Origin of the sequence: Bradyrhizobium cosmicum (assembly GCF_032290525.1) — a bacterium.
Classification (GTDB): Bacteria; Pseudomonadota; Alphaproteobacteria; order Rhizobiales; family Xanthobacteraceae; genus Bradyrhizobium; species Bradyrhizobium cosmicum_A.
Map to the genome: position 1 here is coordinate 98,752 of NZ_JASXTA010000011.1, position 25,222 is coordinate 123,973.

General features: G+C 64.2%; 23 protein-coding genes. 6 read left to right on the forward strand and 17 right to left on the reverse strand.

Translation table 11 applies throughout. From position 1 onward, the window contains the following. The first annotated feature begins 20 nt into the window (after nt 1-20). Nucleotides 21-1,061: an acyltransferase gene (locus QSV46_RS20625; RefSeq protein WP_314955523.1), complete on the forward strand. Its 1,041-nt coding sequence runs from the start codon at nt 21-23 to the stop codon at nt 1,059-1,061. 119 nt (nt 1,062-1,180) lie between these two features. On the opposite strand, the gene QSV46_RS20630 is transcribed toward QSV46_RS20625, so the two are convergent. Then, a complete protein-coding gene (locus tag QSV46_RS20630; protein WP_314955526.1) occupies nt 1,181-3,739 on the reverse strand; it encodes a M10 family metallopeptidase C-terminal domain-containing protein in 2,559 nt (852 codons plus the stop codon). A 393-nt stretch (nt 3,740-4,132) separates the two neighbouring features. On the opposite strand from QSV46_RS20630, the gene QSV46_RS20635 reads away from it, so the two are divergent. The 3 genes from QSV46_RS20635 (at nt 4,133) to QSV46_RS20645 (ending at nt 7,603) form a co-directional block, all read left to right on the forward strand. Then, nucleotides 4,133-5,605, forward strand: coding sequence for a DUF6056 family protein (locus QSV46_RS20635; RefSeq protein ID WP_314955529.1), 1,473 nt, complete (start codon nt 4,133-4,135; stop codon nt 5,603-5,605). A gap of 413 nt (nt 5,606-6,018) precedes the next feature. Continuing rightward, the gene (locus tag QSV46_RS20640) at nt 6,019-6,231 is read left to right on the forward strand and encodes a hypothetical protein (RefSeq protein WP_314955532.1); all 213 of its coding nucleotides are present in this window, start codon (nt 6,019-6,021) and stop codon (nt 6,229-6,231) included. Between the two features lie 178 nt (nt 6,232-6,409). Beyond that, the gene (locus QSV46_RS20645) at nt 6,410-7,603 is read left to right on the forward strand and encodes a CoA transferase (protein WP_314955535.1); all 1,194 of its coding nucleotides are present in this window, start codon (nt 6,410-6,412) and stop codon (nt 7,601-7,603) included. 100 nt (nt 7,604-7,703) lie between these two features. On the opposite strand, the gene QSV46_RS20650 is transcribed toward QSV46_RS20645, so the two are convergent. The 14 genes from QSV46_RS20650 to QSV46_RS20715 all read right to left on the reverse strand — a co-directional run bounded on the left by QSV46_RS20650 (nt 7,704) and on the right by QSV46_RS20715 (nt 20,452). Next, nucleotides 7,704-8,573: a porin family protein gene (locus QSV46_RS20650; protein WP_314955537.1), complete on the reverse strand. Its 870-nt coding sequence runs from the start codon at nt 8,571-8,573 to the stop codon at nt 7,704-7,706. A gap of 159 nt (nt 8,574-8,732) precedes the next feature. Continuing rightward, complete coding sequence (locus tag QSV46_RS20655) at nt 8,733-10,250, reverse strand: tripartite tricarboxylate transporter permease (RefSeq protein WP_314955540.1); 1,518 nt, start codon at nt 10,248-10,250, stop codon at nt 8,733-8,735. 11 nt (nt 10,251-10,261) lie between these two features. Beyond that, nucleotides 10,262-10,804 carry a tripartite tricarboxylate transporter TctB family protein gene (locus tag QSV46_RS20660; protein ID WP_314955543.1) on the reverse strand — a complete coding sequence of 181 codons (543 nt, stop codon included), beginning with the start codon at nt 10,802-10,804 and terminating at the stop codon, nt 10,262-10,264. 150 nt (nt 10,805-10,954) lie between these two features. Then, nucleotides 10,955-11,929, reverse strand: a complete 975-nt coding sequence (locus tag QSV46_RS20665) for a Bug family tripartite tricarboxylate transporter substrate binding protein (RefSeq protein ID WP_314955545.1) — start codon at nt 11,927-11,929, stop codon at nt 10,955-10,957. A 392-nt stretch (nt 11,930-12,321) separates the two neighbouring features. After that, nucleotides 12,322-12,885, reverse strand: a complete 564-nt coding sequence (locus tag QSV46_RS20670; protein ID WP_314955547.1) for a hypothetical protein — start codon at nt 12,883-12,885, stop codon at nt 12,322-12,324. A gap of 113 nt (nt 12,886-12,998) precedes the next feature. Then, nucleotides 12,999-13,592: a type II secretion system protein GspM gene (gene gspM / locus QSV46_RS20675; protein WP_314955550.1), complete on the reverse strand. Its 594-nt coding sequence runs from the start codon at nt 13,590-13,592 to the stop codon at nt 12,999-13,001. Continuing rightward, entirely contained in the window at nt 13,589-14,626 is a 1,038-nt protein-coding gene (locus QSV46_RS20680) for a PilN domain-containing protein (protein WP_314955553.1), read from the reverse strand. Before QSV46_RS20680 ends, gspM begins: the two co-directional genes overlap by 4 nt. A gap of 1 nt (nt 14,627) precedes the next feature. Next, the gene (locus tag QSV46_RS20685; protein ID WP_314955556.1) at nt 14,628-15,542 is read right to left on the reverse strand and encodes a type II secretion system protein GspK; all 915 of its coding nucleotides are present in this window, start codon (nt 15,540-15,542) and stop codon (nt 14,628-14,630) included. Further along, nucleotides 15,539-16,243, reverse strand: a complete 705-nt coding sequence (locus QSV46_RS20690; RefSeq protein ID WP_314955559.1) for a hypothetical protein — start codon at nt 16,241-16,243, stop codon at nt 15,539-15,541. Before QSV46_RS20690 ends, QSV46_RS20685 begins: the two co-directional genes overlap by 4 nt. Next, nucleotides 16,240-16,635 (reverse strand): prepilin-type N-terminal cleavage/methylation domain-containing protein, encoded by a 396-nt coding sequence (locus QSV46_RS20695; protein WP_314955562.1) that lies wholly within the window; start codon nt 16,633-16,635, stop codon nt 16,240-16,242. The genes QSV46_RS20690 and QSV46_RS20695 overlap by 4 nt, the downstream gene beginning before the upstream one ends. Continuing rightward, on the reverse strand, nt 16,613-17,107 hold the full coding sequence (locus QSV46_RS20700; RefSeq protein ID WP_314955568.1) for a type II secretion system protein: 495 nt from the start codon (nt 17,105-17,107) through the stop codon (nt 16,613-16,615). The genes QSV46_RS20695 and QSV46_RS20700 overlap by 23 nt, the downstream gene beginning before the upstream one ends. After that, nucleotides 17,070-17,504 carry a type II secretion system major pseudopilin GspG gene (gene gspG, locus QSV46_RS20705; RefSeq protein ID WP_409997193.1) on the reverse strand — a complete coding sequence of 145 codons (435 nt, stop codon included), beginning with the start codon at nt 17,502-17,504 and terminating at the stop codon, nt 17,070-17,072. Before gspG ends, QSV46_RS20700 begins: the two co-directional genes overlap by 38 nt. 45 nt (nt 17,505-17,549) lie before the next feature. Beyond that, nucleotides 17,550-18,761 carry a type II secretion system F family protein gene (locus QSV46_RS20710; RefSeq protein WP_314955574.1) on the reverse strand — a complete coding sequence of 404 codons (1,212 nt, stop codon included), beginning with the start codon at nt 18,759-18,761 and terminating at the stop codon, nt 17,550-17,552. Nucleotides 18,762-18,766: 5 nt separating this feature from the next. Then, complete coding sequence (locus QSV46_RS20715) at nt 18,767-20,452, reverse strand: GspE/PulE family protein (protein ID WP_409997184.1); 1,686 nt, start codon at nt 20,450-20,452, stop codon at nt 18,767-18,769. A gap of 120 nt (nt 20,453-20,572) precedes the next feature. Between QSV46_RS20715 and gspD the strand changes: the two genes are divergently transcribed. Next, the gene (gspD, locus tag QSV46_RS20720) at nt 20,573-22,966 is read left to right on the forward strand and encodes a type II secretion system secretin GspD (protein WP_409997185.1); all 2,394 of its coding nucleotides are present in this window, start codon (nt 20,573-20,575) and stop codon (nt 22,964-22,966) included. Nucleotides 22,967-22,970: 4 nt separating this feature from the next. Next, nucleotides 22,971-23,567 (forward strand): A24 family peptidase, encoded by a 597-nt coding sequence (locus QSV46_RS20725; protein ID WP_314955583.1) that lies wholly within the window; start codon nt 22,971-22,973, stop codon nt 23,565-23,567. A 113-nt stretch (nt 23,568-23,680) separates the two neighbouring features. Here QSV46_RS20725 and QSV46_RS20730 read toward each other — a convergent pair whose 3' ends face one another. Both QSV46_RS20730 and QSV46_RS20735 read right to left on the reverse strand, forming a co-directional pair. Next, nucleotides 23,681-24,226, reverse strand: a complete 546-nt coding sequence (locus tag QSV46_RS20730; RefSeq protein ID WP_314955586.1) for a tetratricopeptide repeat protein — start codon at nt 24,224-24,226, stop codon at nt 23,681-23,683. A gap of 164 nt (nt 24,227-24,390) precedes the next feature. Beyond that, nucleotides 24,391-25,188, reverse strand: coding sequence for an enoyl-CoA hydratase/isomerase family protein (locus QSV46_RS20735; protein WP_314955589.1), 798 nt, complete (start codon nt 25,186-25,188; stop codon nt 24,391-24,393). Nucleotides 25,189-25,222 lie beyond the last annotated feature (34 nt).

A 25,222-nucleotide genomic window follows, 5' to 3' on the forward strand; every position in this document is an offset into this window, starting at 1 on the left:
GAATATGACATGGCGGCGGGATGGGATGGTTACGCTTCTTACTGGCAGCTCTCGTCGTCGGTTACCACTGCCAATTCCACCGGGTGCATCAGACGATCGGCGGCTTGGCCGCGGTCGAGGCCTTCTTTTTCGTGAGCGGCTTTTACATGGCCGCCGCCTATCCAAGATATCAGGGGCGATTTTCGGCCCTGCTCTTCTGGTTGAGCCGTTACCTTCGGTTGATCCCGTTCTACCTGACCGTTCTGGCCCTGACCTGGCTGGTTTGGCTCAGCGGTCTGGCCACGAACAAGACTTCAATCTTCAATGCGTTTAGCACAGCCGACGCTCCCTGGCTGGCCAATATCACCTTGCTGGGCCAGGATCTGATCGCGATCGACGAACGCACCAATCTCCTGCTTCCGGTTCGCCAATCATGGTCGATCAGCGCAGAACTGGTCTTCTACCTGCTCACCCCGCTTTTTCTGAAATACCGCAATTGGCAGCTGATTGCCCTCGCCTGTCTATCATTCGCCGGCAAAACATACTTTACGATCTCTGGGGACTGGAGGAGCGCCTATTTTCCGTTCTATTCGCAGGTCGGCTATTTTATCCTGGGGATAATGTTATTCAGGCTCCGCGATGGATTAACTTGGTCGAGATCAGCCGCGCTTCCCTTGCTTTTGCTGACCTCGGTCTATCTCTGCGTCAGCCATTTTGCAGCATTCGAACTCAACGGTATTTTACCGAACTTCGGGATGATCATGGCAATCGCCATCACGATGCCAACAGCCTTCGCGCACTCCAACCAACCGACCTCGAATTTTCTCGGTGATATTTCCTACGGAGTATATTTGGTGCACGTTCTGATGATCGAAGTGCTGATCTCGCTGGGATGGTTCACCTACGACGCGGTTTCACGACCGGCAATCGTTTGGATGTTCATCCTCGTGCTATTCGTTTCGGCAGGCGTCGCCGCGATTTTCGAGATCGTGGTTCAAGAGCGGATTGATCGCTGGCGCCGAAAGACATTCTATGGTGGCGTAGTGCCTCAAGTCGAAATCAACATGCAGGAATCAACATAGCGCCGCCGCAATGCCCGGCTAAACGACAGCCCGCTCGTTTGCCCGCTCGACAATGCCTTCGGCAACGACAGTGTGGGACTACGCGATCTGGCGCGCAGCAGATAACCCCATGCCGATTGTCAGACGAGCAGTGGATGATCGAGATGCAGAGCGGCCAGATACTGGACCAAAGCCACGGTTACGATCGCATCGTGCGGCTGCTCGGCGGGCAACAATGCAATAGCCCCCCCTGGACTTGGTCCAGGCATCGCGTCTGGGGGGTCGAATTGGAAGCTTGCAGTGTTGGCAGAATTCGTCGCGAAAGCGAAACTGTCCGCGGCCGGAACCGCGGCCAACGGCGCCGAGGCAGGAACGCCGATCGTCCCGTCCCCGTTGAGATCCTGATGAAGGGTGCTCTCGGCTTGCTTCAGCGCCGTGCTGGCGCCCGAGAGCACGCCAGTGTCGTTGCGATAATTGCCATTGCTATCAGTGTGCCAGATGATGAACTGGCTTGAGCCAGGCGCCTTCCACGCAATGTCAAATCCGCTGGCGGTCTGTTCTGCGCCGACCGGCGTCCAAACACCGAACTGGCCGGCCACGACCGGCGAACCGCCGTAGGTCAGCTCTGGCCCAGAACCGCCGCCAACAGGGTTCATGTAAAAATTCGCGCCGCTCTGGACTAGGCTCGTAGTGCCGAAGCTTTCGATGGCCGGCGCAGTGACTGCGACGGGACCGATTGTCCCATTCCCGTTAAGATCCTGATGAAAGCTGCTCTCCGCCTGCTCCAGCGTGCCACTGGTACCTGACACCACTCCCGTGTCGTTTTGATAGTTGCCGCTGCTGTCGGTGTGCCAGATAATGAACTGACTTGCGCCAGGCGCTTTCCACGCAATCTGATATCCATTCGCGGTCTGCTCGGCGCCGATCGGCGTCCACACCCCGAACTGTCCCGCCGCCACCGGTGATCCACCGTATTTCAGCTCGGGTCCCGTCCCACCCGCAACCGGGTTCATGTAGAAGTTACTGCCGCCGTTCTCGACAAGGCTGATCCCACCGGACGCTTCAATGGTCGTGACCGGCACGCCAATCGTCCCATCTCCGTTCAGATCCTGATGCAAGCTGGTCTCTGCTTGTTCGAGCACAGCGCTGCTGCCTGACACCACGCCGGAGTTGGTCAGATAATTTCCGTTGGCGTCGGTGTGCCAGATGATGAACTGACTAGAGCCCGGCGCCTTCCACGCAATGTCAAATCCGCTCGCGGTCTGTTCGGCGCCCCCCGGAGCCCAGGCTCCGAACTCACCTACCGTGACCAGCGAGCCACCATATTTCAAATCTATATGCGTCCCTCCGCCAACCGGGGACATGTAGAAGTTGCTGCCACTCTGAAACAGGCTCGTGGTGCCGATCGCCTCGATCGATACAGGGGGATTGGCGACGGCATTGCTCGAGAGCGCGCCGTCGGCAAACTGAAAATATTCGACGGTCGTGACGGTATCGGCGCCATCAGGTGAACCGGACCGCAGATCGTCAATGGTGAAGGTTTGCGTCGCCGAATTGTACGCAACGGTGTAGTTGGCCCGGTTGCCCGAATACACCGCCGTATCGGTGCCGGCGCCGCCGATGATAGAATCGTTGCCGCCGCCACCGGTTAACGTATCGCCGCCGGAGCCGCCATTCAGCGTGTTTGCGATGACATTGCCAGCGATCGCGTCGTTGCCGGACCCACCGATGGCGTTGTCGATGTAGGAGCGCGCGTCGTTGCTGTAGAGATAGGCGTTGTAGACGTTGCCTGATGCGTAGTGACCGTTGCCGAGATTGGCCAGTTGCACCGACGAGAACAGCGACGACGCACCGGGATTGAGATTGATGCTTAGGCTCGTGGTGTAGTTCGACAGATCGTAGGTGTCGATGCCGCCGCCATCCCAGACCGTCTCGTAGATGCGGTTGGCGGAGCCGCCGGCCCCGCCACCGGGCGCGAGTTGCCCGACGCCGTTGATGAACTCCTGCCCCGTCGTCTGGCTCCAGGTATAGACCGTGTTGCCGCTCTGGGTCGTGTAGTTCGCACCGTACATCGTTTGTAGCGCAAGAATATCGTTGGCCATGTAGGTCTGCGGATATCCGTAGGCCTCATTGGTGTAGCCGGTCGACGTCGAAGCGCCGACATAGCTGCGATAGCTCATCACGGTGTATTCGCTGTCGTCATGCGCGCTCGGCACCGCGACGTTGGCGACGCCGCCGGTCTCCTGGCTGTGCTTGAGGCCAAAGGCATGACCGAGCTCGTGCAGCGCGGTCGTGAAATAGTAATTACCGAGCTGCGCCAGCGAATAGTTGTACTTGGTCCCGAACCAGACGTCGCCGCCAGCCGCATAGTTGCCGGGATAGTAGGCGTAGGAGGTCGGGCTTGCCGACGGCGACTGCGCGATCATGACGTCGGCGCTGCCGGTCCCGTTGTACTGGATGTTGGCGTTGGTGTAGCCGTTGATCAGTGCGACGGCATAGGTGATCGCCGTCTGCATCTGGGTCGGCGCCGAGGCAAAGCCCGAAGTGGTCGGCTCGCTGCTGCCGCCGCTATAGGGATTGACGTAGTCGCTGGGCGAGTCGGGAAAGCTGTAACTGATCGTGCCGGACCATTTGACGCCCGACAGCAGGCCGTCGATATCCGCGTTGTTGGTGGCAGTGACGGAAACTGCGGTGGCCAATGGACTCTCCAGAGCAAAGCTTCCGCACGATTCGAGGCGCGGGTGCAGGATTCTAGCGAGAAAGGTATAGGTTTGGTTTAAAATTGCCAATCCTGCCCTGCTTTGCGCAGGCGAGGTAGAATTTCGTAGTCACACGGCGTATCAGGGAACCCGCGGTTGCGCTTGGATTTTCTAATAAATTCAGTAGCTGCCACGCCGCCTCTTGTTCCCTCTTAGCACAGAATTATTCGCCTTTCGGAACTGGCACGCGATCCTCGTCTAAGCCATCTTTGGCTCGAACCCCTTCGGAGGAGAGTTGTCCGTACCGCTTGTGCTGATCTGGACTACGCATGGAAAGCCATTCGTGCACGACAACGACCTACATTGGCTGTCGGCGGCGTAAGGTTTGGGTGCATGTCGATTAAATTTGCGGAGAACGCGGAGCTTTCAACGGAGCAATCCTTTGCTAAGTCGACATGGCTCCTCGCATGTTTGGGCCCCCTCGTTTTTCTGACTGTCCTGATTCTATTAGCCCTCTACGGTGCGCCGGAACATGATGATTTCTGCTTAGCCTACCAGAATGTCCGCTATGGCGCCGCGCAGACGGTCCTCGCGTTCTACACTGGCCTGTCGGGGCGCATGGTCCCCCTTCTGATCATTCAGATTCCGGCCGCAATCGCAAAGACCACGGGCAGCAGTATTCTGCCGGCATACGCTGCCACGCTCATCGCCTTTGCGATCCTGTTCGTCGCCGGATCGGCTTTCGCCATGGTTCGGATGTGGCCGAACGTCCGTGGCCTGCCATTGCTCGTGCTGATGCTCGGATTTCCTGCTGCAATTGCCGGAGCAACGCCAAGCGCGCACGATCTTCTCTATTGGCTGCCCGGAGTCGCCTGCTACGTGCCTCCGGGCCTGGTCACCATCCTGATATTGGGAGAATGCGTTTACGCAATTGATCGCGAGCGGCAGTTTTCGATTCAAGCGACGGCGTGGGCAGCCGTCGGCGGCTTTTTGGCCGCGACCTGTAACGAGTTCACTGCCGTCTGGCTCGTGGCAATCGTTGCGGCTTCCCTGCTCGCCCGCCATGTCTTCGGTCAGAAATTGCAGATGGGAGACCATGTGGTGATCGCAGCGGCCGCTGTGGTTGGATGGCTGATCGTTGCTGCAGCTCCAGGCAACGCTCAGCGGATCGCCACCGTCGGGGGCAGCTGGGATGTTGGATTCGCGATCACGGAAAGCTTTATGTTCTTTCTGACGGACTTGAGAATACTCTTGCTGTCTCCGTCACTGATCGCGTGGCTCGTGGTTGTGGTGACCATTTCCACTGCGATATCCGGGCCACAAAATCAGAACCCCAGCCGTGAGAAATGGCTGGCTGCGGGGATCGTCGCGCTCCTTCTTGGAGCCTGCTGTTTTGAGTATTTCCTGCATCAGCTAATCACCGGCGCGCGCCTCGTCGATCGCGCACAGAACCAGGCGTTGATCTTGATCGTCTTTAGTTTGACGCTATGCGCTTCGCTTCTCGCCAGTGTCTATCGGCCGCAGCTTCGCCGGAAGCTTGCCCTCGGAGGCGCGCCCATCTCACTCGACAAACAGGTTTGGCCCCTGCTGCTGACGGCAATCATCGCCGTCTCGCTCTATTTTAGCACGACAGGCTCGCGCATCCACCGTGAAATGGCTACGTTCAAGCCTTTCTGGCAGGAAGCCGCTGCGCGCGATCGGCTGCTCGCGTCTCGCCCCGATCAAGTGGTCGACGTGCCGAAGCATCGCTGGAAACCATCAACCCTGATCAGTGCGGATATTACGAGCAATACCGGGTGCGTAGCGCAATACTATCACAACAAGGAATTGCTCCCTGTCGAGCCACCAAGCGACGGTTCGCGGTAGCTTCGGCCGTACAAGCTGCGCCAGGTCTTGTCCACCAGCGCGACGGCGAGCATCAGAGCCCGTCCGACTCGCCGTTCTTCGGCGTCGAGCGCGGCACGAAGGGGCGAACGACGTGTCCGTCGTGGTCGGCAAGGTCAGCCTGCCGCCGGAATTGGACGGGCCGGCAGCAATTGCGGGTGCGCCAGCGGGCGGAGCGGCGGTCCGCATTCGCGACTATTGAATCGATGACGCTTTTGCGCAAAGGTGCGCTTTCATACAGTCGGGCTGGGGGAGCGCCATCGGCGCAGCTGCGCGACCTGTGACACGGCATCGCATATTCCCGGGCTGTGACGGAAACCATGAAGATACTTCGACTGTCAGCCTGGACTCTCTCCGCGGTGTTCGCCCTCGCCAGCTCTGGAGGACCGCCCGTTATGGATTCGAAAGCCAAAGCGGCCGAACGCGCCAGCGAGACGCTCTTGCCGACGGTTCCACCCGCCCGTGATCCTTCCGTCGCCGTGGCAGAGGAGTACGAAGGCGCCCGCCGCAAGGACACGGTGGAAGCCTACGAGCTTTTCATCGCGCGCCATGGTGATGACCCGCTCGCCGCGAAGGCGCGTGACGATCTCAAGCGTCTGTCGCGCTAAGCGGCATCGCTGGATTGCTGGCGCAGCAGTGGACGCACGCGACTCCACCTGCAAGCTCTCACAGTCTCGCGCCGCCATTTTTTCGACCGCGGTGCATAGCTGGCTGCTCCGGCAGGCGCTTGCCGCATGATGTTTCGGCACTATGGTGGCTCCGCAATCTGTCCCGGAGCCTTTGACGATGCCCTTTCCGCATGCCTCGGAAGCCCTGTCGCGCTTCACCGTGCTCGATCTGACCCGTGTCCGCTCCGGGCCGACCTGCGTGCGCCAGCTGGCGGACTGGGGTGCCAACGTGATCAAGATCGACGCGCTGACCGAGGATTCCGGCGGCGAGCAGCCGGGCGGACCGCGGCGAGGATCCGACTTCCAGAATTTGCACCGCAACAAGCGGGCGATGACGCTGAACCTGAAGGACGAACGCGGCCTTGCCGTGTTCAAGCGCCTCGCCGCCAAGGCCGACGTCGTGGTCGAGAATTTCCGGCCCGACGTGAAGAAGAAGCTCGGCATCGACTACGAGAGCCTCGCCGCGATCAACCCGCGGATCGTCTATGGCAGCATCTCCGGCTTCGGCCAGGACGGCCCCTATCACAAGCGGCCGGGCTTCGATCAGATTGCACAGGGCATGGGCGGGCTGATGTCGATCACCGGCGCGCCGGGCGAAGGCCCGATGCGGGTCGGCATTCCCGTCGCCGACCTCACCGCCGGCCTGTTCTGCGCCATGGGCATCCTCACCGCGCTGCTCGAGCGCGAGGTCTCGGGCAAGGGCCAGTGGGTGCAGACCTCGCTGCTCCAGGCCCAGATCTTCATGCTCGACTTCCAGGCCGCGCGCTGGCTGATGGAGAAGGAAGTCGCCAAGCAGGCCGGCAACAATCATCCGACCAGCATCCCGACCGGCGTGTTCAGGACCTCGGACGGCTACATTAACATCGCCACGACCGGCGGACGGATCTGGGAGCGCTGCGCGCAGGCGATCGGCGCGCCCGAGCTTTACAGCCATCCCGACTACGCGACGGCCCCTGCCCGTTCCAAGAACCGCGACGCGCTCAACGCCGAGATCGAGAAGCGCACGGTTGCGAAGTCGACCGAGACCTGGGTCCGCGAGCTCAATGAGGCCGGCGTGCCCTGCGGGCCGATCTACGCCATCGACCAGATGTTCGAGGACGCGCAGGTCAAGCATCTCGGCATCGCGCAGGACGTGCCCAACGAGGAGGATCGCCACATCCGCCTGGTCGGGCAACCCGTGACGCTGTCGCGCACGCCGAGCAGGATGGTGGCGCGGCCGCCGGAATTCGGCGAGCAGACCGATGAGGTGCTGAAGGAATTCGGCTTCGCAACGGACGAGATCGCGGAGCTCAGAGCGGCGAAGGTGGTTTGAGGCCCTCCGGGCCCAGGACGATGTCCGCCGCAAACGACAAGGCCCGGCGCGAGCCGGGCTTTGTTTCTTGTTGGACGCCTCTGTCGATCTCGGTGCTTGCTTAGTACCGGGCGACCACCGGGCCGCCGAACTGGTAGTTGATGCCGGCGCGCAGGATATGGTCGGTGAAGCGCGACGAGACGTTGGCAGCGATCGCCGACGCCGGCGCGAGCGTGAACGGACCGGACGAGAAGCGGCCAAGATCCATGTAGAGATATTCGAGCTTGGCGCTCCAGTTCTGGGTGATCTTGCCCTCGACGCCGGCACCGACGGTCCAGCCGACGCGCGTATCCGAGTTCGACCCGGTCGAAGCGACCGCGACACCAGCGGGGGTGAAGCCGGTCATCGTTCCCGTGGTCTTGATCTCGCCGAAAGCCACACCACCGGTGCCGTAGAACAGCACTTTCGGGGTTGCCAGGATGCCGACGCGGCCACGAACCGTACCGAACCACTGAAGATGCTGGTCGATCGTCAGCGAGGTGCCGGCAGCGGCGCCGGCGGGGAGGAAGGTCAGGCCCGGAAGACAGGCTCCGCCTGCAAATCCGGAGGGGGCGCAATTGAAGCCTGCGCTGCCCTTTTCACCAGACCACTGCAGGTCGCCCTCGATGCCGAACACCCAGTTGGCGCTCTGCCAATTGTAGCCCGCCTGACCGCCGGCGACGCCGCCGTTCATGTCGAAAGAGGCGTTGGTGATCGAGCCAGCCGGCGGTGCGATCACGGCGCCAGTTGCCGTGTTGTTGTAGGTGACGTCGGAGCGCGAACGGCCCCAGCTATAGCCGCCATTGGCGCCGACGTAGAAGCCGGTCCAGCTCCAGACCGGATCGACCATGACTGGCGCCTTGACATAGGGCTTTGCTGCCAGATCAGCAGCCAGCGCGCCCGTCGCAAACAGCGACATTGCCGCTGCCATTCCAATCACGATCCGCTTCATGGACATTCCCCCGTGCACGATCTTGTGATGAAAATATACGCCGAGGGCCGCCCAAGAGCTGTGCCGCACCAGCAACAACCAGAAGCAATCTGGGCGTGCGGCATTCCGGACTACAACGACATCAGAGCCTATCCTGTTGAATTTGAAAACGATTCTGACTTACCGCGATGTCGCCTTAGACCCCTGCGTCAATCCGACACGGGCAAGCAGACCGTCGATCACGGGCCAGAACAGCAGCACGATTGCCAAGGTCGTGATCGAGCCGACCAGACCGTTCGACCAGAACACCCCAAGATTGCCGCCGGAGCCGATCATCGACAGGCGGAAGGCATCCTCGGCGCGGTTGCCGAGCACGAGCGCCAGCGTGAACGGGGCCAGGGGGATGCCGATCTTCTTGAAGACGTAGCCGACGATTCCGAAGCCGAGCATCAGCCAGATGTCGAACATCGCGTTCTGGATCGCATAGGCGCCGATCGCGCAGGACACCACGATCATCGGGGCCACCGCGGCGAACGGCACGCGCAGGATCGAGGCGAAGATCGGCACAGTCGTCAGCACCAGCACGAGGCCGACGACATTGCCGAGATACATCGAGGCGATCAGGCCCCAGACGAAGTCCTTGTGCTCGACAAACAGCAGCGGGCCCGGATTGAGGCCCCACACCATCAGCCCGCCGAGAAGGATCGCCGCGGTGCCGGAGCCGGGAATGCCGAGCGCCAGCATCGGCAGCAGCGCCGCGGTGCCGGAGGCATGCGCCGCCGTCTCCGGCGCGAACACGCCCTCGATGCGGCCCTTGCCGAAACTCTCGGGATCCTTGGAAAAGCGCTTTGCCAGATTGTAGCCCATGAAGGAGGCCGCGATCGCGCCGCCCGGCGTGATGCCGAGCCAGCAGCCGATGAAGGAGGAGCGCAGCAGCGTCACCCAGTATTTCGGCAGGTCCTTCCAGACGCCGAGCACGACGCGGAGCGAAATGCTCGCCGCGTGTCCGCGTAGCGCCAGCCGCTCCTCCATCGTCAACAGGATCTCGCTGATGCCGAACAGGCCGATGACGGCGACGAGGAAGTTGATGCCGCGCAGAAGCTCGGCCGACCCGAACGTCATGCGCAACTGACCCGACACGGTATCCATGCCGACGCCCGCGAGCAGAAGCCCGAGCGACATCGAGATGACGGTCTTGTGCTTGGCCTCGCGCCCGAGGCCGACGAAGGAGCAGAAGGTGAGGAGATAAACCGCGAAGAACTCCGGCGGGCCGAACTTCAGCGCAAAGGACGAGATCATCGGCGCGAGGAAGGTGATGAGGAGCACCGCGACCAGCGAGCCGATGAAGGACGACGTGAACGCCGCGGTCAGCGCCTCTGCCGCCCTGCCCTGCTGCGCCATCGGATAGCCGTCGAAGGTGGTCGCGACCGACCAGGCTTCGCCAGGAATGTTGAACAGGATCGAGGTGATGGCGCCGCCAAACAGCGCGCCCCAGTAGATGCAGGACAGCATTACGATGGCCGAGGTCGGATCCATCGTGAAGGTCAGCGGCAGCAGGATCGCCACGCCGTTAGGGCCGCCAAGCCCCGGCAGCACGCCGACGAAGATGCCGAGCACCAGTCCGACCATCATCAATACGAGCGTCTTCCACGTCAGCAGGACGGCGAAGCCGTGAAGCAGGAGACCGAGAGCTTCCATCGCAGGCCTGCCTAGTGGCCGAAGGCCGCTTCGAGCGGCCCTTTCGGCATAATGACGTCGAACGCGATGTCGAAGGTGACGAACATGATCGCCGTGAACAGGAAGGCCGTGACCAGCGACTTCCACAGCGCGATCTTGCCGACGAGGCGCATGAAGCATGAGATCAGCAGGAAGCTCGCGACATAGAGGCCGAGGAACTGCATCATCAGGCAGAACAGCAGCGTCGGCACGAACACCGCCATCACGCGGCGGGCCTGCGCGCGCGTGACGAAGGTCTCGCGTGCGGCGCGGCGCGCAAGAAGCGCCACGACCAGGCCGTAGAGGCTGCCGCCACCGAGGATGACGGAGAGATAGAACGGGAAATAACCGGGCTCGGGCCCGGTCGAATCCCAGGCGGCGCCGGTGCGCCAATTGTCGTAGCCGAGCGTGACGGCCAGCGCGAGCAGCAGAAGGCAGACGACCATCTCGATCGTGCCGGATGAGACGACGGAGGGCGAGTCGTCTTCAGGCGCGGTCGGATCGTCAACGACGATTTCAAGATCGGTTTGGGACATGGGCCGCCAAGTCGAGTTGCGCTGTCATCATCCGCCTAGTGCGCAATTGCGCACAGGAGCGGATGATCCAGTAGGCCGTGCAGAGCCATCTTCGAGCTCTGAGCAATACTGGATGCCCCGCCTTCGCGGAGCATGACGCGGAGGATGGGATTACTTCGCGACGAAACCGGCTTCCGTCATCAGCGCCTTGTTGATGGCATCGTCCTCCTCGAGGAATTGTACCATGTCCTTGCCGGTGAGGAAGATCGGCTTCAATGCCTGTTTTTCCATGTAGTCCTTGTATTCGGCGGTCTGCGTCACCTTGTGAAACAGATCGACATAGAACGCCTGCTGCTCCGGCGTGACCTTGCCGGGCAGGAACATCGCGCGCAGCATCAGGTACTGGACGTCGACGCCCTCCTCCTTGCAGGTCGGAATGTCGGCCCAGGACTGCGTCTCCGTCACCTTGCTGGTGTAGGAGATGCGCTCCTTGTCGAACACGCAGAGCGGACGCACCTGGCCGGCGCGCCAGACTTCGAGGTTTTCAGACGGGTTGTTGACGTTGGATTCGGTGTGGTTGCCGACCAACTGGGTCGCGGCCTCGCCGCCGGACTTATAGGGCAGATAGGAGAATTTGGCGCCGGTTTTCTGTTCGAGGAAGACGGTCAGCACGTGATCCTCGCGCTTGGAGCCGGTCCCGCCCATCTTGAACGGCGCGCTCGCCGCCTTCGCGGCCGCGACGAACTCCTTCACCGTCTTGGGGCCGGCGCTGTTGTCCCACAGCACGAACTGGTCGAGCGCAACGACCGAAACCGGGGTCAACTCGCGCCAGTTGAACGGGATCTTCGCGGACAGCGGCAGCATGTAGATCAGCGAATAGGCGATCAGCACCTTGTTCGGATCGCCCTCGCTGGACTTCATGTACATCAGCGCTTCCGCGCCCGAGGCTCCGCCCTTGAGCGAGACCACGATCGGCTGCTTCATCAGATTGTTCTTCTGGATCGCGGCCTGCATCATCCGCGCCATCTGGTCGGAGGCGCCGCCGGCACCGGCCGCCACCACGATCTCGACGGGTTTGGTCGGTTCCCAGCCGGCAAAGGCCGGCGTCACGCAAAGTGCGGCCGCCAGCGTGACCGCGGCCTTCATTCCATGTCCCACGCGCATCTTCCCTGTGTTTTTCGTCGGTTTCGCCGTTTAAAGTGTCGTTGAAGCGCATTTTGTTGACGAAGGCCAGATAGTTCAAGTCGTGGGCTACGATCCGGACTATGACTTTCGGCGAATGAGGCTGACACGAGCCTCCTGCGCGAGGTCAGGAGTATCGACCCAACTAATTGATATCGTGGTGATTGATCGACGCCCGATCCACCCTGCTGTGAGCCCGACGCCTGCGTTCCGTCCGCGCTGAGATTAAGAGGCGGGCCTACTTATGCTTCGCGAAGGTCGCGCGGTAGACGCGGCACATCCGGTTCTGCGTTTTCCGTCGGCCGACGAGATCCACGAAATTGTCTCTTATTCACAAAAGCAGCAATGCGTAAGAACTATTGAACAGGTTGACTTGTGGACCCACCTTCTCGACGCAATGAGAACACCTCGTTCCGATCGCCCTGCTTGAACGTTACCTGGCGCGGTTGCACCGCGCTCAACAGCCACCCGCCCCGCGACTCTCCCCGACGCAGGCGGATGACCTTTTGATCGGTTTTGTCCAGGAGGACAGCGATGGCGTCGTCTTCACCGACGACGGCGCCGACCAGCACAAGCGGCGGCGGTGCGTCGGGCGCCTTCGGTGATGGCGATGCGACCACTTCTTTGACCGGTGCGGCGGTCAAACCCTGGGGCGGCGGGCGGCGAGAGGCAGAAAAAATCGGACGCTCCTCGGTCGCAGTCAATGCGGACAGAGGCGTCGCCCAGAGCGGATTGCCATGCCGCAGCGGTTTGCTCGTCGGCTCCGCAATGGGCCGTGTTGTACCGACATCGATAGTGTCTTCTAGACTCGGCCCGTCGAATAGGAGATCAATACGTGAAGACGTGGCGGCCACTACGCTCCAAGCGCCCAGCGCGGTAGCAAGCACAGCAAACCCGATGAGTCCGCCACGCTTGGCCATCGAAACTCCTTGCGACCCCCCGCCGGCGCGAGCCGCACGAAAATGCTTCAGCAGGTTAATTCCAACGCCCGCCGCCATCAACCTCGAAAGCGCGGAATGGAACGCGTTCCGCCCTACTTCCCCGGCTGCCACTGGCCGGAGACGCCCAGGATCACCCTGACGCGGCCGGTGCCGGCCTCGTTCAGCGCGGTGGTCTGCGGCACCTGGACGTCGAGCTGATCGACGAACAGGAACGGCATGCCGGCTTCGAGATCGTAGAGCACCTTCTGCAGCGCGGGCTGCTCCAGCTCGCAGCTCACGACGAGGCCGACGAAGCCGTCCTTCACTTGCGCGCCGGAGACATCGACCTGCGAGGACTGCACCGAGCCGCCGACATTGCCGACGGCGGCCGCAACCCGCTGCAACAGATTGGCGCCCGCGACCGTCACCGTCGGTCCCTCCAGGAACGGCGTGCCCGGATGTTCGGCAGACATCGCGGCTGAATTCCTGGCGCCGCCCTTGCGGCCGCGCAGCTGGTCGAGCAGATCGGAGGTCTGCGCCAGCGCCTGGCGATGGCTGACGACATCGGCGATCGACAGGCCCGCCATCAGCAAGAGCCCGCCCGTCACCGCGACATAGAGCGTGACCGCGATCAACGGCGAGCCGGCCAGCGCCCGCGAAACGGCATTCCCGCTTGTGATCGCCGCGCTGGTCGTGGTGCTGCTCATGGCGCGTTCCTCGGTTCGATCTGCGCCTCGATGTGGAAGCGCTCGCCGGGATCGGGCGAGCTTCGCGTGGTCGGCGCGTAGAACGTCGCGCGGGTGAAGTGCTGGGACTGCTCGATCAGGGGGATCAGCGAGGGCGCATCGCGCGTGATGCCGCCGATCTGAATCTTGTTGCCGGCCAGATGCAGCTCGGTGACATAGGTGTGGTCGGGCAATATCCGGCTGAGAGATTCCAGCACAATCACGCTCGCAGGCGTCTCGTATTTGCGGCGCTCGAGCAGCGCGAGCGGCGATCGCTCGCCGCCGTCGCTGCCGCGAAGCGCGGCACGGCGCTGGGTGATCCGCCGGTCGAGCTCGCGCTCCTGCACGCCGAGGCTGTCGGCGAGATAGCCGGCGGCAACCGACGCGATCACCGCGGCGACCGCGACGAGGGCCAGCACCGCTTGCAGCGTCCGGCTGAGCCGCGCAGGATCGATCGCGCCGCGCGATCTCTGCTCGAACACCTTGATGTGCCCGCCGCCGGGCGCATCCGTCGCGATCGCGATCGCGGAGGGATGAAAGCCCGACAGCGCCTCGACATAGCCCATCGCCAGCCGGCGCGGTGCCGCTGCGATCTCGGTGGTGATGCTTTCGCGGCCTTGCGCCGAGGGCCGGCTGCAACCGAACACGGCCTCGCTCGCGCTCCATGGCGTCAGCCGGTCGATCTGCGCCCGCACGATGCCGTCGAGGAAATCCGCCGCGCGGGCGGGCAGCTCCAGCGGACGGAACAGGAAGCGCGACGGCCGCAGCACGATCTCGACGCGGCTGCCGCGGACGATCTGCGCGAGATTGGGACTGGCGAACTTGCCGTCCTCGAACGCGATCTCCTTCGGAATGTTTTCCGGCTTCGCCGCCACCAGCGCGAACGTGCCGGTCTCGTTCTCGACCAGCTGCACCACGCGCGGCGCGACCAAGCGCTCCAGCCCGGCGACGATTGCGCCGGCGACGGTGCCGGTCCAGGCATCGACGATGACGCGAAGGGAACTGAGCGAATTCATCTCACAGAGGCTTTCCGGCGGCGCCGTCGAAGGCGTTGTGCCACGACAATACACGATAGGGCTCATCGCCGCTTTCGAGAAGCAGGATAACGACCTCGGCCGAGCTCTGCCGGCGCGACGGCGCCTCGACCGCGACCGTGACCCGGTAGGCTTTCGAGCCCTCGACCGTCGCATTGGCATTGCCGGCGAGCCCGACCAGGGACTGCGGGTCGATGTTGGGATCGGTACGGTCGCGCAGCAGCTGTTGCAGCGTCTGCGGCGTCATGCCCGGCAGCGCCGCTACCACCTGCGGCGCGGCGTCGAGCACGTTCACCGTTCGCATGTTGCTGAACACGGTGACGAAGGGCAGCACGCGCTCGACGATTGCGGGCGGAATACCGCGCACCAGCCAGAGCTCGTCGCTATGTGGAAACGGCGCATGGCGCGGCAGATAGGACGCGCCGAGCGTGCGGTAGTAAGAATCTTCCGGGTTGTCCTGGTCCGGCTCCGTCGACGAGCGCCAGGCCAGGATCCGGTCGGCATAAACCGGCGCATTGTCCGCGGAAACACCGAGCGCCGTCATCAGGCCAGCAAGGACCGCCTTCGGCGCCATGTTGAGATCGACGCGCGCGGCCTCCGAGCGGAACGTGACGTTCACCCGGCCGGCCCCGACGCGCGCGTTGAAGGTGCCGCTGGTCGGGCGCGGCGCCTCGTTCTGCGCCGTCAGCCGGTAGGCCGCGAGCTCAAGCCCGGCGTTCACCAGCGCGTCGGCCTGCAAGCGGTCGGCATTGACGGCGACCGTGACCGCGGTGTTGGTGACGTAGGTCAGGTAGATCAGCGCGAGCGCGGCCAGCGCCGCCAGCATCCAGAGCACCGCGACGACGATGAACCCGCCGTCATCGCGAAGCGCGTGCCTGCCGTGCCTCACGGCGCTCACAGCTGCTGCTCCTCTTTCTCCGTCTGCTGCGGCCGACCGCGCGCCGCAACGCAGGTCGCCGGATTCTTGGCCCGCGCGCATGCGGCCGGCGCCGTGATATGCGGGACCGCCGCAGCCGAGACCGCCAACACCTGACCGCTGGCACCGTCACGCACGGTGATGCGGATGCGGTCCGGCAGTTGCGCCTGGCCGCGCCAGACCGGCTGCCACTGGCCATCCGGCCCGGAATAGGAAAAGCTCACGCGGAACGGCGCGCGGATCAGCACGACCTGATCGACGAAGCGGATCTGACCGTCGGTCGGCATCGGCTGAAACGGCGCGCGCTCGCGCACCAGCGCCAGCCCCTGCGCATCGGCCTTCTCGATCAGGCGGATGAATTCGAGCCCGGGGCGCGCGCTCGGCCCGAGCGCGGTGCGCAGCAAGGTCACCGACAATTCGGCGCCGTCGAACAGCGGCGTGCGGGCATCGCCGTTCACCGTCATCGGCTCGGCGACCTGGAGGTCGGCGACGATGCGGTTGAGGCCGGTCGCAAGCCGCTCGGCCCGCTGCACGCGGGCGATGCCGCGATTCCAGTTCGGCAGCCATTGCGCCGTCACCGTCGCCAGCGCCGCCAGGATGACGGTCATGAGCAGCGTCGCGAGCAGCACTTCGAGCAAGGTGAACCCGGCTTCATCGGCGAGCGCGCGGCGAAGGCGTCTCATTGCGATGCCCTCGGCACCAGCTTTACCGTCGTGACCTGGATCGCGCTGCCGTCGGCGCGCTGCAGGCGCATATTGACGGCCATCGGCACGAAGCGATCGGTGGCGGGATTGCCGCCGGCCACGCTCATCGGCGCGACATCGACCCGCCAGCGGCTGCCGGCGAGCTCGCCGACCTGCCGGCCGGGCTTCAGCAGTCCCCGCGCCGGCAAATCCGCAAGCAGCCGCTCGGCCGTGCCTGCGAGTGCCAGATGCTGGTCGATCGAACGCGTACCCTTCACCGTCGTGGCGATGACCGACCCGATCGTGCCGAGCACGACCGCGATAATCGCGAGCGCGACAAGCGCCTCGATCAAGGTGAAGCCGGCAGTGTCAGAGCAGCTTCTGCGGGACAATTTCGACGCCTCCGGTCAGCCAGTTGACGCGCACCTCATAGCCCATGCCGGGCCGCGCCAGCGCGATCGTCCCGCCGCACGACATGCCCGACGGAAAGAAGTCGATCGACCGCCCGGAGGCGCGATCGGCGCAGCGCGAGGCCAATGTCGCCTGCACGACCACGTCGCCCGGCAGGCGAATGGTCCGTCCGGTGACGCCGGAGCGGATCGATCGGGCCTCCGCGTCCACCTGCGTCACTACCCGCACTTGCCGGCGCAGCGCTGCGTTGCGATCGGCCTTGAGCAGCGCCGCGGCCTCGACCGCGTAGCTCTCCAGCCTGGCGCGCGTCGTCGAGCGCGGGACCGCCGGCAGAACGATCGCCGCGAGCAGGCCGATGATCGCGAGCACGCACAGGATCTCGATCAGCGCGAAGCCGTCCGCATCACGGATGTCCTCAGCGCCCGCCGCTGACAATATCGGCTGCCGTTCCACTGCCGCCTTCCTGACCGTCCGATCCGAGCGAGATGATCTCGTAGGGCGCGCTCGCGCCCGGCGAGCGATAGACATAAACGTGGCCCCAGGGATCGCTGGGCACCATGCCGCCACGCAGATAGGGCCCGTTCCAGCCGGCCTGATTGTTCGTCCGCGTCAGTCCGGTGAGGCCTTCATTGGAGGTCGGATAGCGGCCGACATCGAGATAATAGAGATCGAGCGCGCTGGAAAAGCTCTCGATCTGGATCTTCGCCGCCTTCGCCTTGGACTCGCTGAGATAGTTCAGCACCCGCGGGCCGACCAACGCCATGATCATCCCGATGATGGTGATGACGACCAGCATCTCGACCAGGGTGAAGCCGGCCTCCCCTCGCCGCGCGCGCCGACGGCCGCGCATTGACGATCGATATTTGGTCACCTCGAATTCCTCCCGTACCCTGTCCTAACCCACAATCTGGCTGACCGACATCAGCGCCGTCATCACCGACGTGATCAGGCCGCCGACGACGAGCGAGATCGCGATGATAGCCGCAGGTCCTGCGATGCCGACGGCGCGATCGAGCGTGCGCTGCAGCTTGGTCTCATAGAATTCGGCGACGCGTCCGGACAGCATCGGCAATTGCCCGGTCTCGTCGCCGAGCCGGAGCATGCGCACCGCCATCGGCGGCAGCGCCTCGGTCTCGGCCAGCGCGTCGGATAGTTTCGAGCCGTGGCGGACACGGTCGGCTGCATCGCTCCAGACCGCGGACGGGCCGGTCGTCGCCATCATGTCGACGAGGATACGCAGCGTGATGGTGAGATTGACGCCGCTGCCGAGCAGCAGGCCGAGATTGCGGCAGAACAACGCCGTGCGGTACGCGCTCATCACGTTGCGGATTGCCGGCAGCCGCGTGATCACATCGGTGAGACCGCGGCGGACGCGCTCCTGCCGCAGCAGGAGCCATCCCGCGGCAATCGCCACCGCAAGACCAGCCAGCACCGCATCGGAATTGCCGCGCAGGAACGTCGAGATGTTGAGGAAGATGCCGACGATCGGATCGACCTTGGCGCCGAAATCCTGCAGCACGCTGGCGAACTGCGGCAGCACGAAGGTGAGGAAGAACAGCAGCACGCAGCCGGCGGCGCCGAGCACGAACAGGGGATAGCGGATCGCGTCCGACAACCGGCGCCGCAACGCTTCGCTGCGCGTGCGTTCGCCGGCCAGCACTTCCAGCACCTGATCGAGCGAACCCGAGGCCTCGCCGACCCGCACCAGCGCGATATACATCGGCGGGAACAGCCCCTCGTGCCGCGCCAGTGCCTCGGCAAAGCTCTCGCCCGAGACGACGCGCGAGCGGATGTCGGCAACGATGGGACGCAGCCGGCCGAGATCGGGATCGGCCGCGAGCAGCTCCAGGCCGTCATTGATACGGGCGCCGGCACGGAGCAGAAGCGCAAGATCGCGGGTGAGGATGGTGACATCTTCGGGCTTCGGCCGGTTGAACAGGCTGAACACACTGCCCGCCGCACCGCCCTCTTCCGGCGTAACGTTGTCGACCAACACGAGGCCAAGACGCTCGACCCGCTGCGCGACGTCGCTCGCCGCGGGCGCGGCGATGGCGCCGGAGACCAGTTCGCCGTTGGCATTGAGCGCGCGATAGCGATAGTTCGGCATGGGCGTCAGCGCACCGTCGTGACGCGGAAGACCTCGGGCACGGTGGTGAGCCCCGCCCGGCATTTGGCCACCGCGTCCTCGAGCATCGTCGTCATGCCGCCCCGCATCGCGGCGGCGTCGATGCTGTGGGAATCCGTCTGCGGGCCGATCAGCGTGCGCACCTCGTCGGACATCTGCAGTACCTCGAACACGCCGTTGCGCCCGCGATAGCCGGTGCCGCCGCAGCGTTCGCAGCCGCCGGCCTCGTGCACGACCTCGCCGCACTTGAACCCGATCACGGCAAAGCGTGGGTCCTTGGCGAGATCGGCCTCGGTCAGCGTGTGCGGCACCTTGCAGCGGTCGCAGAGCATGCGCACGAGGCGCTGCGCGACCACCGCGCGCAATGTGGACTTGAGCAGGAAGCCCTCGATGCCGAGATCGATCAGGCGCGGCACCGCCGCCGCCGCCGTCTCGGTGTGCAGCGTCGTCAGCACGAGATGGCCGGTCAGCGCGGCATGGATCGCGATATGCGCGGTCTCGGCGTCGCGGACCTCGCCGACCATGATCACGTCGGGGTCCTGGCGGACGAAAGCGCGCATCGCGGAGGCGAACGTCAACCCGATCGACGGCTTGACTTGGGACTGGTTGATCCCGGGAATCTCGTATTCGACGGGATCCTCGATGGTGAGGATCTTGCGCGTCGGCTCGTTCAGGATCGACAGCATGGTCGCGAGCGTCGTGGTCTTGCCGCTGCCGGTCGGTCCGGTGACCACGATCATGCCGTGCGGCATCGCGAGCAGCCGCGTCATCGCGCTCTCGTCGCGCGCGGCAAGACCGAGCTTGCTCATCTCCAGCAGGCCGCGGTCGCGCGGCAGCAGGCGGATGACGGCGCTCTCGCCATGCTGCGTCGGCATGGTCGCAACGCGAACGTCGAGTTCGCTGCGCCCGACCCGCACGCGCGCGGCGCCGTCCTGCGGCAAGCGCCGTTCCGCGATGTTGAGACTGGCGAGAATCTTGATGCGCGAGATCAGCGCCTGCGGCGGGATGCCGTGCGGCGACGGCAGCGCGCGGAGCAGACCGTCGACGCGCATGCGCACCGTGAGCCCGGCACGGAACGGTTCGACGTGAATGTCGCTTGCACGCAAGTCCACAGCGCGCTCCAGGAGATCGTTGAGCGCGCGCACGACCGGCGCGCCGCTGGCGAGATCGCGCAGACTCTCAATGTCGTCGTCGGACTGTTGCTGCAATCGGCCGCCTTCCTCGGCATTTGCTTCGGCGGTGCCGGTTCGCTGGTCGAGAGCTGTCGTAATATCTTCATACGACGCGACGACAATGTCGACCCGCGTGCCGAAGACAATCTCGGCGGCGCGGATGGCGGCGGCATCCAAAGGATCGGCAGTTGCTATTCCATAAATTCCGCTCGAAGAGCGGAAGGGAAATATGGTCGATTCCCGCAGGAATCTATGTGAGAAGCCGTCGAGGCAGGGCGTGATTGATAGTAACTGCGGAAGACCTAGCCGCGGAAGGCGAAAATATTCGGAGACCTCGTCGGCAAATTCGGCTGACGAGAGGTCCATTCTCTCCCAAAGCTCGCGGAGCGACCGACCAGGTCCGGCATCTGTCGAACCGAGCAGGTGCGTAAGCGCACGTGACGGTAACGGGTGCTTTGCAAGAAGATGCTGTTTGAAGGTGTCGACCGCGACGTCTTGCATGCCCTTCACCGCCCCACGCTTTTCAGCAACACATCCATCTGTCCCGCTCACGACCATGGAGTTCACGCTAGGCTTACTAGCAAGAAATGATAGCGACGCAAATTTTGGCGCACACAATCCATGAGGGATCAGAGACATTTTTCGTTCCCTCGAAGCGGCGCCAGTCATAATTCGTTCAAATTACTCCGGCCGCTTTTGCGCATTCGCTCCGCACTGACCGGAACGCTCGTTCTGTTCTCGTCCGCCTGCCTGCTCACGGCCTGCATCGTCACTGCGGACCAGTCGATCGAGGCGGATCCCAACGATCCTCGCGCCCAGGACATCGCCGACAAGATCCGCTCCCTCGATCTTCAGCCGCGGCAACCCGGGGATACCGGTTCGGGCGGCATTGCCCAGGCCAAACCGTCGAGGCCGGCGATCTATCTCAGCGATGGTACAATGCCACAAGGCAGCACGCTCGCCGAACGCGACGATTCCGGCGGCAGCGGCTACGACCTCAATTTCGAGAATGCGCCGGTCGCGACCGTCGCCAAGGTCATCCTTGGCGACGTATTGAACGTCGGCTACACGATCGACCCGCGCGTGCAGGGAACCGTCACACTCGCCTCGGTACGATCGGTGCCCAAAGCGGACGCGGTTTACGTGCTGGAAAACGCGCTGCGCATGTCGGGCGTCGCGTTGGTGCGCGACCGCACCGGCTATCGCCTGCTGCCGGCGCCGGAAGCCGGTCCCGGCGGCATCGACCGTTCGATGAACGCGGCCGCCGGCCAGGGCATCACGGTGGTGCCGCTGCGCTATGTCTCGGCCCAGAACATCTTCAAGCTGCTCGACGCCTTCGGCGTGAAGGCCTCGACGATGCGTCCGGACAATGCGCGCAACACGCTACTTGTCAGCGGCAGCGGCAGCGAGCGCGCCACCGCGGTCGACACAATTCTGTCATTTGACGCCGACTGGATGCGTGGACAGTCCGTCGGCATCTTCCCGGTGCGCAATTCATCGCCCGAGCCCGTCATCACCGAGATCGAGAAGATCATGGATTCCGGCGAAGGCGGGATAGGCCAGAACGTGATCAAGCTCCAGCCGATCGCGCGGCTCAACGCGATCCTCGTGGTGAGCCAGAAGCCGGAATATCTCAAGCGCGCGCAGACCTGGATCGCGCGGCTCGACCGCTCCGACACAGAGGGCGTGAACCTGAAGTCCTACCCGCTGCGTTACGGCAATTCCAAGCTGATCGTGGCGATGTTGAACGACATGCTGTTCGGCCAGAGCGCGACCTCGGCTTCGACGCTCGACAGCGCATCGAGCCAGGTCGCGCCCGGTGCCGGGGTTTCGACCTCTTCGTCCGGTGGTCCGGTCGCAGCGCTGAGCGGATTGCCGACCGCCGCCGCCGGCGTCCCGACCCCGGTCTCCGGACCGGCCGGCTCGTCGCTCGGCGCCCGTTCCGCGCCCGCAGCATCCGCGACGCCGGCGCAGGACACTGGCCTCGGCGGACTGTCGGGCGGCGGTGCGAAGCCTGGCGTTAACGGCATCCTCCAGAACGTGCGGATCACGGCCGACGTCACCAACAACGCCGTGCTCGTCTACGCCAACCAGGAGGCGCAGCGCATCGTCGAGCAGACCATCCGGCAGATCGACCGGCCGCAGCGCCAGATCGCAATCGAGGCGACGATCGCCGAGGTGACGCTGAACGACCAGTTGAACTACGGCGTGCAGTTTTTCCTTGCGAGCAAACAGGGCTCGATCTCCAACACCATCTCGGGCGTCAGCAATTCCAGCACGATCGGCAGCAATGTCGAGGGGACGAGCAACGCCGTCAACGCCGCGGCCGGCGCCCTGCTCGGTCGCGCGTTGCCGGGCTTCAACTTCCTGATCGGCGCCGAGAATTCGCCGCGCGTCGTGCTCGATGCGCTGCACGGCGTCACCAACGTCAAGGTGCTGTCGAATCCGTCGCTGGTGGTACTGGACAACCAGCCGGCGACCTTGCAGGTGGGCGACCAGGTGCCGTTCTCGACCGGCACCGCGACCGTGCTGACCGCCAACAACACCGTGGTCAACACCATCGACTACAAGAACACCGGCATCATTCTGCGCGTGCTGCCGCGCGCCAATGCCAACGGCAATGTCGTGCTCGACATTGAGCAGGAGATCTCGAACATCGCCGCCGGCAGCGCCAATTCGCTGACGCCGACGATCTCGCAGCGCCGGGTCAAGAGCTCGATCGCGGTGACCAGCGGTCAGACCGTGCTGCTCGCGGGCCTGATCAGTGAGACCGAGAACAGGCAGCGCCAGGGCCTGCCCATCCTGGATTCCATTCCCGGCGTGGGCGACGCCTTTTCGCATCAGACCAACGCACGCAGCCGCACCGAGCTGATCCTGTTCATTCGCCCGACCGTCATCAAGGACGGCGTCGACGCGCATGTCATCGCCGAGGAGATGCGCAGCAAGATGAACAGCCGCCTGGTCGGGACCAGCAATCCCGTCGTCACCGTGAGCCCGCCCAAGGCGGCGCGGTGATCTTGTGGCCAACGAGACTGTGAACGAGCGAACGGGCCCCGCGCTCGCGCTCAGCGGCGCGCTGCTGCTGGGCGTCTTCGCGGGCCTCGTCACCGCGCCCGGCGCGGAGGGCCTGTATGGCGCGTTTCTCGCGGCGCTGATGCTCGCGATCGCGGCGAACGATGCCCGCCACTACCTCATCCCGAACGAGCTGACGGCTGCGGCCTTCGCGCTCGCTTTGCTCCGCGCCGCCGCATTCGTGCCCGCTGCCGGCGCCGAGGCCCTGCTCTGGCCGCTGGCCCGTGCAGCGGCCGTGGCGGTCCCGCTGCTGCTGATGATGGCGTTCTACCGGCGCTGGCGCGGCCGCGACGGGCTGGGCCTCGGCGACGTCAAGCTCGGCGCGGTCTGCGGGGCCTGGCTCGATCTTGCGACCGTGGTCGCGGTGATCGAGCTTGCAGCGTTGCTTGCGATCGCCGTCTATCTCGCCAGTGCCGCCCTGCGAAGGAAGCGGGTCCGCGGCACAGCCTTCCTGCCGTTCGGACTTTTCCTCGCCCCCGCGATCTGGGTCGGCTGGCTGGGCGAAATCTGGTACGCCGACTGGCTCGGCGGCTGGCCCGGCTAAGACACTGTTGTTTCTAGGTGAAGCACGATTCCGATGAAAACGGGCGGCGGGGCGCGCCTACTGTGCATGGGGTTGTTTTCGACTTTTTTGTTTCGAGGGCCGCGATGCGCCGATCACTGCTCGCGGCTCGGCGCCCATTCCACGGCCCGCAAGCGGGCTTGGGCGATCTCTCCGCGCGTCATCTTGGTGGTGACGGCATCGCGGATCCGAATCCGTGCCTCCCGCGCCTGAGGCGGCGCCGCCGCCGTCGACAGGTTGAGCCATTTGGAGGCCTCGATGATGTCCTGCGGCACGCCAAAGCCGCGGTCGTACAGCAGGCCCAGTGAATATTGCGCGCGGCTGTCGCCCTGCTCCGCCGCGCGGCGGTACCACATCGCCGCTTCCGTGTAGTTCTGCGGCACGCCGCGGCCGGTCTCGAACAGGAGGCCGAGATAGGTCTGCGCCGGCGCATTGCCGCGCTCGGCGAGCGGAATGAAGATGCGGGAGGCCCTCGCATAGTCCTGGCGCTGGAACGCGGCGATGCCCTCGCGGAGCGACTGGGCTTGCGCGCCGGTGGCGCCTGCAAGCGCCAAGCTGGCGATGCCAAGTACTACAAGTGCGCGTCGCAGCTGGCAAACTCGGTAGCTCGTCCCCTGACCGGAACCAATCTTCCTCATCATCCGCCCTTCCGTCGATTACCGCAGCAGGAGGTTACTCGGGATGCGCGACGCAATCCATACGCCTCGCGAATCGGCAACTGTTTCTTGCAGTCTATCCGGGAGTTGATCGATGCAACCGCTTCCGCGCTTCACGCCGCATGTGCAGCGGCGCAAAGATCAGAATTCTACTTGCCCTTCCAGTTCGGCGGGCGCTTGTTGAGGAAGGCGTCCATGCCTTCACGGAAATCTTCGCTCATATAGGCCTTCAGGATCAGGTCCTCGCCCTCTTCACGCGACAGCGTGCGTCGGATGCGGCGCACCGCTTCCTTCGTCGCTTCCAGCGTGAGCGGTGCGTGGCTTGCGACGAGTCTAGCGGTCTCATCGGCACGGAGCTGCAGCGTCTCGACGTCGGGCACGACCTCGTTGAGCAGACCGAGCGACAGTGCTTCCTGCGCCTCGACGAGGCGCGCCTTGAAGATCATATCCTTGGTGCGGGCCGGACCGACCAGCGAGACGATACGGCTGATGTTCGACATCGACAGGCAGTTGCCGAGCGTGCGCGCGATCGGAAAACCGATGCGCGTCGTCTCGGTGCCGATGCGCAAGTCGCAGCAGGCCGCAATACCGGCACCGCCGCCGGTACAGGCCCCCGCGATCGCCGCGATCACGGGCACGCGGCACTGCTCCAGCGTGCCGAGCACGCGATCGATGCGCGCCTCGTAGTCGAGCGCGTCCTGAGCGGTCTTGAACGCACGGAATTGAGAAATGTCGGTGCCGGAGGCAAAGGCCTTGTCGCCTGCCCCGGTCAGGATCAGCGCCTTGATCGAACGGTCGGCGTTGATCTCCTGGCAGATCTCCGCCATGCGGTCATACATGGCGAAGGTCATGGCGTTGCGCGCCTGCGGGCGGTTGAAAGTGATCCGCGCGATGCCGTCCTGGACGGAGTAGAGCAGGTCTTCGTTAGCGGTCGTCGGTGCGTTCATCGCGCGCTCTCTTTTCTCTAAGCGAGCTCAGGCA

Bases quoted from the DNA above. Each gene is read 5' to 3' on its own strand.
- QSV46_RS20625 (WP_314955523.1), top strand. From the start codon at position 21: ATGGGATGGTTACGCTTCTTACTGGCAGCTCTCGTCGTCGGTTACCAC.
- QSV46_RS20635 (WP_314955529.1), top strand. From the start codon at position 4,133: ATGTCGATTAAATTTGCGGAGAACGCGGAGCTTTCAACGGAGCAATCC.
- QSV46_RS20640 (WP_314955532.1), top strand. From the start codon at position 6,019: ATGGATTCGAAAGCCAAAGCGGCCGAACGCGCCAGCGAGACGCTCTTG.
- QSV46_RS20645 (WP_314955535.1), top strand. From the start codon at position 6,410: ATGCCCTTTCCGCATGCCTCGGAAGCCCTGTCGCGCTTCACCGTGCTC.
- QSV46_RS20650 (WP_314955537.1), bottom strand. From the start codon at position 8,573: ATGAAGCGGATCGTGATTGGAATGGCAGCGGCAATGTCGCTGTTTGCG.
- QSV46_RS20655 (WP_314955540.1), bottom strand. From the start codon at position 10,250: ATGGAAGCTCTCGGTCTCCTGCTTCACGGCTTCGCCGTCCTGCTGACG.
- QSV46_RS20660 (WP_314955543.1), bottom strand. From the start codon at position 10,804: ATGTCCCAAACCGATCTTGAAATCGTCGTTGACGATCCGACCGCGCCT.
- QSV46_RS20665 (WP_314955545.1), bottom strand. From the start codon at position 11,929: ATGAAGGCCGCGGTCACGCTGGCGGCCGCACTTTGCGTGACGCCGGCC.
- QSV46_RS20670 (WP_314955547.1), bottom strand. From the start codon at position 12,885: ATGGCCAAGCGTGGCGGACTCATCGGGTTTGCTGTGCTTGCTACCGCG.
- gspM (WP_314955550.1), bottom strand. From the start codon at position 13,592: ATGAGCAGCACCACGACCAGCGCGGCGATCACAAGCGGGAATGCCGTT.
- QSV46_RS20680 (WP_314955553.1), bottom strand. From the start codon at position 14,626: ATGAATTCGCTCAGTTCCCTTCGCGTCATCGTCGATGCCTGGACCGGC.
- QSV46_RS20690 (WP_314955559.1), bottom strand. From the start codon at position 16,243: ATGAGACGCCTTCGCCGCGCGCTCGCCGATGAAGCCGGGTTCACCTTG.
- gspG (WP_409997193.1), bottom strand. From the start codon at position 17,504: ATGCGCGGCCGTCGGCGCGCGCGGCGAGGGGAGGCCGGCTTCACCCTG.
- QSV46_RS20710 (WP_314955574.1), bottom strand. From the start codon at position 18,761: ATGCCGAACTATCGCTATCGCGCGCTCAATGCCAACGGCGAACTGGTC.
- QSV46_RS20715 (WP_409997184.1), bottom strand. From the start codon at position 20,452: ATGCAAGACGTCGCGGTCGACACCTTCAAACAGCATCTTCTTGCAAAG.
- gspD (WP_409997185.1), top strand. From the start codon at position 20,573: ATGAGGGATCAGAGACATTTTTCGTTCCCTCGAAGCGGCGCCAGTCAT.
- QSV46_RS20730 (WP_314955586.1), bottom strand. From the start codon at position 24,226: ATGATGAGGAAGATTGGTTCCGGTCAGGGGACGAGCTACCGAGTTTGC.
- QSV46_RS20735 (WP_314955589.1), bottom strand. From the start codon at position 25,188: ATGAACGCACCGACGACCGCTAACGAAGACCTGCTCTACTCCGTCCAG.